Here is an 8,824-nt window from a genome sequence, read left to right on the forward strand (position 1 = left end):
AGCCCAAGGCGACGGCGCGAGGCGCACAGCTGGACCTATGGCGGGTTAGCAAACTCTTGAGGCGCAAGTCGATATCGCCAACAGTGTTGTCGTTCAGAATGCGGCCAAAACGGGTGCAGGAATGCCAATCCGCAAAATGCCCAAATTAGCATAGATCAAGGATGTGAGGCTCGTTGAAAATTGACCCCAATCACCATGCAAAGCAGACTAAGTTGAGTATTCCGTGGAAAAGTATCGCGCGACTATCTTCATTAGGATGCGCTATTTTTTTAACTGGTTGTGCGCGCGTCAACAATTACTTCATCGTGCGTGCGCCGTCCGGAGACATTGCTTCCGCAGAACTCCAGCTGTGCGGAAAAAATCAGCTACTCGTGCAAAATGGGTCGAAGTTCATGGGACGAATGGCGATTAGCTGCGAAGGCTCTGGCAAGATCTCAGTAAGGCTCAAAGACGGCTCGCAAACCAGTTGCCCGATTGGATATGTCACACACGGTATAGAAGCCACTTTCGAATATGTTATCAAAGATGGAGCATGCGTATAAGCAATAGAACCCCAATAATGAGACCCTTCACTGACGTGTCTTTCGCAATGCGCTTCCTGCCGTATGTCGCACTCCGCCTCGAATGCGCTATCTCCAATGCCGCTTACGACCGCGATATTCGCCTTGGTCCGACCTTTGAACGTCCGCTTTCGCCGCCCACACACCCCAAACCAGACCTTCCGCAATCGGCCAACTATTGCCATAATGCAGATAGTCCCAAATGCGCCAATGGTGGACAACAAAGAGGGCTTGATCCGTGCTCCTAGTTAGTCGCGGCTAGCCCGAAGAAGGGGTTCGCTTCTCTACCCGGATTCCCAACCAATCGCTTTAGGTGCCTTAGCGGGGCTTACTTGCTGGCCAAAACGTAAGACATCATCAGCAACAAAATCATTACCATGCAACAAAGGTGCCTTAGGGGGCCACTGTTTAGTCAGGAATGATGTGATCTTGCCCGAAATGACTTTGAGCAACTTGCTCGCAAAGCCAAGCGATGCGTGCGCGCACGTCTAAAGGAGCTATAACTAGAACCTCTGTTCCGAAGCTAAGAAGTAGGCGTGCTGCTTGATCCATTGTTTCGTAAGGAAGCGTGGTTTCAAACCAATTAGCTTGATCTGTTGGTGCTGCTTTGTCTGCCGCCGCTTTGCCATAATCGCCCAAGTCACGAAGGTACCTAAGGCCAGTTTGGGTCACGCGAATTTTGGCGAGGTGCGGACGAATACGAGCTTCAAATTCTGCAACATGAGCCGTCCAATAGCTAGAGAGGTCAAAATCTGCAGGCCGCTCAAACGTCTCTTCCAATAAGACAATATCTGCCACGTTTTCGACCTTATAGGTCGCAATGTGCTTTGGACCTTTAGCGACTAAATACCAAGTGCTGGCTTTGAGCACCAAGCCTAAGGGTACAAGATGCCAATGGCGTGCAGCCGTCCAGCTTTGATACTGAAGCGAGACCTTGCGCTGCTGGGTCAAGGCGCGAGTCAGAATGGGCAATTGCGGCAGGCTTTGGTAGGACCTGTACCAATCGGAAGGATCGACATGAAAATAGGATTGCGTCTGATTTGCCGTTTGACGGCCTTTTTCAGTCAATGCCGCCAAAAGCTTATTTCGGGTGGCTTGCACCTGCTTGCCTAGCCCCATATCAAGCGCCAGTTTCGGATTGCCAATCAGGAACAAGGTCTGGGCTTCAGCTTGATCCAGTCCCGTTAAGCGGGTGCGATAATTCTCAAGAAGCTCAAACCCTCCACCCGGTCCTTTGTCGCCATAGACGGGAACTCCGGCAGCACTCAGACGATCAATATCGCGATAGATGGTGCGCTGCGAGACTTCAAATTCTCGCGCCAATGCCTGCGCGCTTAGGCGACCGCGGCTTTGTAACAAGATCAAGATCGAAAGAAGGCGGCTTGACTGCATGAAACTAGATTAGCAGAAAACAACTGACAGGCTATGTCAGTTATTCACCGTTAGAGTGGCCCTTCCCGTTCGGAGGTCGCAACTTGCACATATCAACAAAACGCAACTTCCTAGGGCAGAGCGGAGCGATGCTTTTTGTAACCAGCTGCACCGCTTTGAACCCAAAACCCCTTCTAGAAGGAAGCGCATCGATGACACGTGCCTCTAACTTTGACTTTCTGAGCGGCGACTGGATCATAGCGAACCGCCGCCTCAAGGACTATAAGGGACCCGAGTGGGAGGAGTTTTCAGGCTCCGCCAAGGTATGGTCGGCCATGGATGGCATGGCCAGCATCGAGGAACTGCGGGGCCCAAGTGGTAAGCTCTTAGGCATGGGGGTTCGCGTTCTTAACAAGCAAACAGGGCTGTGGGCAGATCATTGGACCAGTGCGGCCTATGGCGTCGTAAACCCGCCGATGATGGGAAATTTCAAAGAAGGGGTTGCTACGTTTGAATCCGATGATGTCGATACCAACAATCGGCCGATCAAGGTGCGCGGCATTTGGGATCAAATCACCACCAAGTCTTGCCGGTGGCAACAATTGACCAGTAGCGACGAAGGGGTCAACTGGACACCCAATTGGATCATGCACTGGACGCGGGCCTAATAGGCAGCCCTGCGCTATATCTGATCAAAATTCTTCAAGGTAAAAGGCCGGATGAAAGCTGAACCGGCCTGCGGGGATCGTGTTGTCGAGCGGTAGAACCATGAAGTATTCGGCAGGCTCTTTCTCAGGCGCATTTGCGGCGGCAGGAATAAACCCGTGGCGGGAATAATATTTGGTGTTTCCAACAAGAATGCATCCGCGGGCTTGTCGGGCATTCATCCACGCGGTGGCTTCTGAGATGAGCAAACCACCCACGCCTTTTCGCTGCAGGGCCGGCTCCACGGAGATCGGGCCAAGTCCAAACCATCCCTCTACCCCGCTTTCGTGTGCGACCGGCGAGAGCGCAATATGGCCAACGACTTTTCCGTGCTGCTCCGCCACGAGGGAAAGGCTAAGCGCACCGGCATTCCGCAAGACATTGATTAAATCTTGTTCATTACCGTCTGAGTAGGGCATCGGCGCAAAGGCCCGCTTCGTAACGTCGTAAATCGCGCCATGATCTCTCAGCGCTTCTGGTCTGATCAGGATGTTCGTTAGTTGGTTCCTGCTTAAAGCTTCCGTCTGCTTTCCAGGCCTTTGTGTCCTAAAGATTGGCGAGCTTCAATCCCGTGTACATTTCAAGCGGCCACAAGTTGGAGAAATCTCGAGACCACTCCGATTGCAGCTGCGCAAAGAAATCAGATTCTCAGCTGATAGTTTGGTATCTCTACAGTGGGCGAATCATTGCGCAGCGCTGATCGATAGGCAGGCCCGCAAGCTCTTCATTTGCAAGCGTCCGAAGGAGTATGGGTGATGCTTCTGGCTGGGCTATGACAAAACCGCAGGACTGGTAGAAATCAACATTCCAAGGGACGTCACGAAATGTGGTCAACGTAAGAGAAGAAAGTTTGTGAGCTTCAGCCCAGGATTGGGCAGTGCGCATCAACGCACGGCCGACGCCGCGCTTTTGATAATCTGAATGAACAGACATCTGCCAGATGTGCAGGCAAGAGTCGTGCACTTCGGCGCTCAAAAACCCGATGATCAATTCCGATTCAGAAAGGGCCACCCATGCCGTACCTTGCTGAATGATCTCGCGATGGCGCGTTGCTGATTGAACGTCGTCATCAGCTATCCAGGCAAGTTGAGGAAACTGTCTAAAGAGTTCGCCACTTGATCGTTCAATTTCCGGCAAAAGATCAGCATCGATTTCAATCGCCGGTCGGATAGTCAGCATTGCACGCTCCCAAACCAGTCTACCTATGCCCGCATCAAGAACGATAGCTGTACTTGAATGCAAAATCTATAAAGCGGTAGCTCAAAGTTTAGGACTCGATCAGACCCTTCCTTCCGCACCCTGCGACTTTTTCAAATCGAGGCAAGCAGGCTGCTTTGCGCCAGAGGTGGTCATCTGGGCGGTTTTTTGTGGAGCTCGAAAGCGGACATTTATGAGATGGCGGAATAGTTGCACAATTATCCGGACGAAGTTCCTACAAACTGATGGCTGGATTTTTAGGGCCTAGGGCACGGACCATTTGGGTTGCGCCGGTTGTTTCCAGTTGGTGGTCAATCCAGTGTAGACTGTGCCCATTCAGCCTTAGTTATTGAGATTGTGATTGTTCTGGGACCCGCTATCACAGCATAAGTTGCAGCTTCACAATGCCCAGAGATTAAAGAACATAATTTGGCAGATTATCAGAGCTAATTGTGAAACTGCCAGGCTAGCTCAGCGCAGCGCAAAATCTGTAACGACCGCCGACAATCAGTCAAACGATCCATGGCGACCGGCACCACCAGAAAACCGGGTAGACCCAGCAATTGTTTCACCGCTTGCGATTGTCACCCGCCCGCGTTTGATTTCATTTGCGATGGCGTCGGCTTCAGTGAGCTCGTAATGTTCCAATACAGACAGCCGATCATTGCGCATTGCGGATTGCGGAAATGCACAAAGCGAGCGGGCAATTTCAAGCGCCGTGTCTAATGCGGCACCATCCTTGACGACTTTCGTGACAAGCCCAATCGCGAACGCTTCCTCGGCCCCGACAGGGCGGCCGGTTAGGATGAGTTCCATTGCACGCCCTTCGCCAATAAGTCTTGGCAAACGGATCGTACCCAAATCCACCAAGGGAACGCCAAAGCGTCGGTTGAATACACCCATGATTGCAGACCGCCCTGTGACGCGCAAATCGCACCATAGCGCAAGCTCCATCCCTCCTGCCACGGCTGGACCTTCGATTGCAGCAATGACCGGTTTAGATAGCCTAAGACGGGTTGGCCCCATGGGGGCAAAGTCGCCATCTGGTTCAACCGGCTTTGCTTCGCCCGCTGCCAGGGCTTGTAAATCGGCACCCGCGCAGAAGGAACCGCCTGCACCTGTCAGAATCGCGACGTCTGCGCGATCGTCTTGGTCAAAGCCTTTGAACGCAGCAATCAGAGCTTGAGCCGTTGGCAGATCGACCGCATTGCGCCGATCGGGTCGCTCGATGGTGATGATTGTTACCCGATCCACGGTGCGAACTGAGATTGTATGGCTCATGTGTCATTCCTCTTTTGCCGGTAGTTGGACGTATAGCCGTGAAATAGACTGTTACACTGGACGCCCTAGGAGATTGGCCCGAATGTCCGCTGCCCGTTGGGCTGTGAAGGCTCCGGTATCGAGAAGGTCGAGGATCGAAAGAGCGCCCCCACGAGAGCCCCACGATCCCTCACCAATGACCCGGAAATTGATCCACCAAGTGGGCGATGGTTTGTCTGTTTTGAGTGCGGCGCAGAGAGCTGCGTAGATGTTTGTGAACACTTGCTTGCGGTCCGTATCTGGCCAATATCCATCCATGACCGCAAGGTCGATGAAGAGAATGTCGGCGGGCTGCTCGGTCAGCAAGGTGCCGCCGATAGCCAGATGGTCGAGCGGCAGTGGTCGGAAATGGATCTGAAACGCACCGCGCGCCGCCGGGATGATCTGCCCGCATTCGATGATGAGCACGGCATCGGTTAGGGTTCCGGCCAACTCTTTGCGCTGGTCGTGGTTGATACGGCCTTCGGGGTAGGTGATGATAATAGCTGTCATGATTTGATCCGCTGATTTTGCTGAAAGGTTGAACAGTCACTGCCCCAAAGGTGCACGACACATGCCCCTTGAGCTGCAAGCAGAGGCTGGGCCGCCGTGGTTGCGGCCGCGTAGCGATAATAGGGAAGCCAAGGGTAGAGATGGTGGATCAGATGATAATTCTGTCCCATCCAGGCCCAACTCAAGATCTGGCAAACGCCACGAGGAAACAGAATGATGCGCGTCGAATTAGTTCGTCCCGATTCTGTATGGGGCATATGAACCACATAATCGAACCACAAGCCTAGCAAAGTCGCACCAATCAGGGCCGGCACGACCATTGTCCACAACATGACCTCCCACCCCGCAAGCCAAGCTACTAATATGAGCGCTGTCAGAGGGATCATGTTCTCGGCTATCGCAATCACGATGACGCGCCGCCCATTCTGGCGAAGGCCCATTGCATAGTGTGCGAAAACCAACGTGGCGCAGCGCAGCAACACGCTCCACCAGTGCTGACCGGCCACCCAATGATCGGCGTCGTGTGCAGGATCGTTGAGGTGAGCGTGATGGGCCAGATGCGTGGTCCGGTGCATTGTGAAATTGTGCAGCAACAAGCTGGCCCCCGCGATGCCGACAAGCTGGTTGATCCAAGCATGCTGCTTGGCGCCAACATTGCCATGCGAGGCTTCGTGCAAAGGAGTGTAGGCACAATACGCGACCATCGCGTTGACGAGCATGGCCAACCAAAGTGGGATTATGCCCGTTGCCGAGGCGGCGACGACTGCCCCATAAATTCCAACTAGAACAAATGTCAGAATGATGGTCGGCCAAGCCAACGTTACATCTAGGCTTCGTATTTGTGCCAAAGTCCTTCGCTCGAGAGCGATAACATCTGCAAGAGCGGTCATGGATTAAGCTGCCGAGTAAAGTTGGCGGATGAAGTGGCAGTCATCACTGCCCTTGGAATTCAGCTGGACGACGCTGCATGAAGGCCATGGCACCTTCCATCGCATCCGTGGTTTTCATCAGGGCCATTTGGTTTGGCACAAGCTGATCTATTCCAGCCTTCGGGTTGATCATCACGCCATCCCAAGCAGCCTTCTTCGCAGCTTGAATGGCGAGTGGAGCGTTCTTGGCAATTTCTCTTGCGATCTCTAGCGCCCGCTCGATTTGACGGTCAGGCTCGACGATTTCTTGCACAAAGCCAATGTCCTTCGCGCGTTGGGCATCGAGCACATCGCATCTCAACAAATGGTACATCGCATTACCCCAGCCGGCACGATCAACAAAGCGTAAGGTCGCACCGCCCATTGGGGTGATGCCACGGGTGGGCTCTAATTGGGAGAATTTGGCGTCTGACGCAGCAATTGCGATATCGCAGGCGAGCATGAGCTCAATGCCGACCGTGTAGGTTGTGCCCTGCACGGCGCATACAATTGGCTTGCGACAAGGCCGCTCCAGAGCATGGGGATCCAGCATGGTATCGTCGAAGATTGGCGTTCCGTTCTGCATCGCGGGAAGAAAGGCCGTCAGATCTAGACCGGCTGTCGTGTGTGCGCCGGCAAATGTCAGCACACCGACCCAAGCGTCGGGATCTTCGTCTAGTCGCTTAAAGGCCCGTCCCAGTTCCTGTAGCATGTGAGGCGTAAAGGCGTTCCGTTTGGCTGCCCGATCAACATGCATATGAAGGATGCGATCTTGGAAGGTTACGTCCACTTGGCCTTGCTCTGACATGACTAAACTGCTCCATTTAAGATGTTGTATTGGCGGGTCTTGGAAACACCGCGCTTTCGATTGCAGAGTGCGACAGCACTCAGGTTGCATCAGCCTTGGTACCGGGCGGTGGCGTGACGGCTGATTTAGTATGGCTTTTCATGACGGTGCCTTGAGCGGCGGCGCAAAGGCGTTCGACCCCGTCCTGCTCTACAAAGACATCGCAACGACTGACGCCTTGAGAGCGGCCATGGCTGATGGTCCAAGCTCTTGCGATCATGACCTCGCCGACAGCGGGCTTCAGATAATTGATCTTCATTTCGGCGGTCAGCACGCCGCCGCCCATGGAAAGGCCTGCTGCCATTGTAAGTGCATTGTCAGCTAGATAGGCGACCACGCCGCCGTGAACGAAGCCATGCTGCTGCCTAACTATGTCTTGAATGGGCATGCGCAGCTCTACCGCGCCATCCCCGTACCTGATCACTTCGGTACCGACCAGCACACTAAAGGGCTGGGCTGCCAAGATTTGACGCGCAATGGCTAGATAGTCCGACATCCGAAACCCTCAAAATTCACTAGACCGGTCGACATAATTATGGGGTGATGTTAAAGCTGTCAAGCGCAAACAAATTGGGATTAACTGGCTGGCAGTTGGGGAAAGAGACTGGAATGACTGCTAAACGAACGAGCCGAGATCGAATGATTGCTTCCGGGGCGCAACTGTTTCAGCGTCGCGGATACCATGGGACAGGTCTCATAGAGATACTTGAAGCCAGTGGTGCACCCAAAGGATCTTTCTATCATCACTTTCCTGAAGGCAAGGAGCAACTCGCTGAGGCGGCCATGAGCCAAGCTGGTCAGGTAGTTCAGGCTATGATTGATCGCGCCTTTACGGGGGCTTCTTCCTTCTCCGAAGGTGCCAATATCTTGTCGCGCGCCATTGCCGACTGGTTTGAGAAAAGCGATTATTCAGAGGGCTGCCCGATCACCTCGGTTCTGCTTGAAACCGTGCCCGGCTCTGAGCGGCTCGGCGCAGCCAGTGAGCTCACCTTCAAGACGTGGATCGGAACCGCAGAATCACACGCGGTAAGGCTTGGTCGAGCAAGCGAAGCCAATGAACTTGCAACCGGTTTGCTCATCGCTCTTGAGGGCGCTTGGATTGTTGCCCGAGCTCAACGGTCCCGCCGCCCCTTCGAAATTGCGGCGGCATTCTTCGCCGAGTCCTGAGACATATGATTGTCGAAAGTGCGCTCCTAGTTCGACTGAATTGTTCTTTGATCGAAAGCCACTGGTCGACAATCAGTGCTTTCCGCCCAAGTTGCGCCTTTCCGCTTTGCGCCAAGGATTGTCGCTTGGGGTGGATTGGCGCTTGCACGAAAGCGGACATTCACTTACGCGCGGATCGTAGGGTGCGTTCCGCAAGGAATGGACCATTTTCGTCCGCTTCGGTCTTCGTTTTCATTGTTTCAACTAGGAATGATGGG

At 53.6% G+C, this 8,824-nt stretch carries 11 protein-coding genes; 3 read left to right on the forward strand and 8 right to left on the reverse strand.

Translation table 11 applies throughout. The features are described from left to right. The first annotated feature begins 173 nt into the window (after window positions 1-173). On the forward strand, window positions 174-542 hold the full coding sequence (locus tag ACOVRA_RS07145) for a hypothetical protein (RefSeq protein ID WP_421719679.1): 369 nt from the start codon (window positions 174-176) through the stop codon (window positions 540-542). A gap of 426 nt (window positions 543-968) precedes the next feature. Here the strand turns inward: ACOVRA_RS07145 and ACOVRA_RS07150 are convergent, their stop codons facing one another. Further along, the gene (locus tag ACOVRA_RS07150) at window positions 969-1,952 is read right to left on the reverse strand and encodes a helix-turn-helix transcriptional regulator (RefSeq protein WP_421719680.1); all 984 of its coding nucleotides are present in this window, start codon (window positions 1,950-1,952) and stop codon (window positions 969-971) included. Between the two features lie 191 nt (window positions 1,953-2,143). Between ACOVRA_RS07150 and ACOVRA_RS07155 the strand changes: the two genes are divergently transcribed. After that, complete coding sequence (locus tag ACOVRA_RS07155) at window positions 2,144-2,599, forward strand: hypothetical protein (RefSeq protein ID WP_421719681.1); 456 nt, start codon at window positions 2,144-2,146, stop codon at window positions 2,597-2,599. 24 nt (window positions 2,600-2,623) lie between these two features. Here ACOVRA_RS07155 and ACOVRA_RS07160 read toward each other — a convergent pair whose 3' ends face one another. From ACOVRA_RS07160 to ACOVRA_RS07190, 7 genes are all read right to left on the reverse strand, one after another. After that, window positions 2,624-3,055: a GNAT family N-acetyltransferase gene (locus ACOVRA_RS07160; RefSeq protein WP_421719682.1), complete on the reverse strand. Its 432-nt coding sequence runs from the start codon at window positions 3,053-3,055 to the stop codon at window positions 2,624-2,626. 250 nt (window positions 3,056-3,305) lie between these two features. After that, the gene (locus ACOVRA_RS07165) at window positions 3,306-3,815 is read right to left on the reverse strand and encodes a GNAT family N-acetyltransferase (protein WP_421719684.1); all 510 of its coding nucleotides are present in this window, start codon (window positions 3,813-3,815) and stop codon (window positions 3,306-3,308) included. A gap of 525 nt (window positions 3,816-4,340) precedes the next feature. After that, a complete protein-coding gene (locus ACOVRA_RS07170; protein ID WP_421719685.1) occupies window positions 4,341-5,114 on the reverse strand; it encodes a crotonase/enoyl-CoA hydratase family protein in 774 nt (257 codons plus the stop codon). Between the two features lie 51 nt (window positions 5,115-5,165). After that, window positions 5,166-5,645 carry a tautomerase family protein gene (locus tag ACOVRA_RS07175; protein ID WP_421719686.1) on the reverse strand — a complete coding sequence of 160 codons (480 nt, stop codon included), beginning with the start codon at window positions 5,643-5,645 and terminating at the stop codon, window positions 5,166-5,168. After that, window positions 5,642-6,535, reverse strand: a complete 894-nt coding sequence (locus ACOVRA_RS07180; RefSeq protein WP_421719687.1) for a fatty acid desaturase — start codon at window positions 6,533-6,535, stop codon at window positions 5,642-5,644. Before ACOVRA_RS07180 ends, ACOVRA_RS07175 begins: the two co-directional genes overlap by 4 nt. 43 nt (window positions 6,536-6,578) lie before the next feature. Continuing rightward, window positions 6,579-7,361 carry a crotonase/enoyl-CoA hydratase family protein gene (locus tag ACOVRA_RS07185; RefSeq protein WP_421719688.1) on the reverse strand — a complete coding sequence of 261 codons (783 nt, stop codon included), beginning with the start codon at window positions 7,359-7,361 and terminating at the stop codon, window positions 6,579-6,581. Window positions 7,362-7,440: 79 nt separating this feature from the next. After that, entirely contained in the window at window positions 7,441-7,896 is a 456-nt protein-coding gene (locus ACOVRA_RS07190) for a PaaI family thioesterase (RefSeq protein WP_421719689.1), read from the reverse strand. Between the two features lie 113 nt (window positions 7,897-8,009). Between ACOVRA_RS07190 and ACOVRA_RS07195 the strand changes: the two genes are divergently transcribed. After that, window positions 8,010-8,567, forward strand: coding sequence for a TetR/AcrR family transcriptional regulator (locus tag ACOVRA_RS07195; protein WP_421719690.1), 558 nt, complete (start codon window positions 8,010-8,012; stop codon window positions 8,565-8,567). Window positions 8,568-8,824 lie beyond the last annotated feature (257 nt).

Origin of the sequence: Aquidulcibacter sp. (assembly GCF_049239865.1) — a bacterium.
Lineage (GTDB): Bacteria > Pseudomonadota > Alphaproteobacteria > Caulobacterales > Aquidulcibacteraceae > Aquidulcibacter.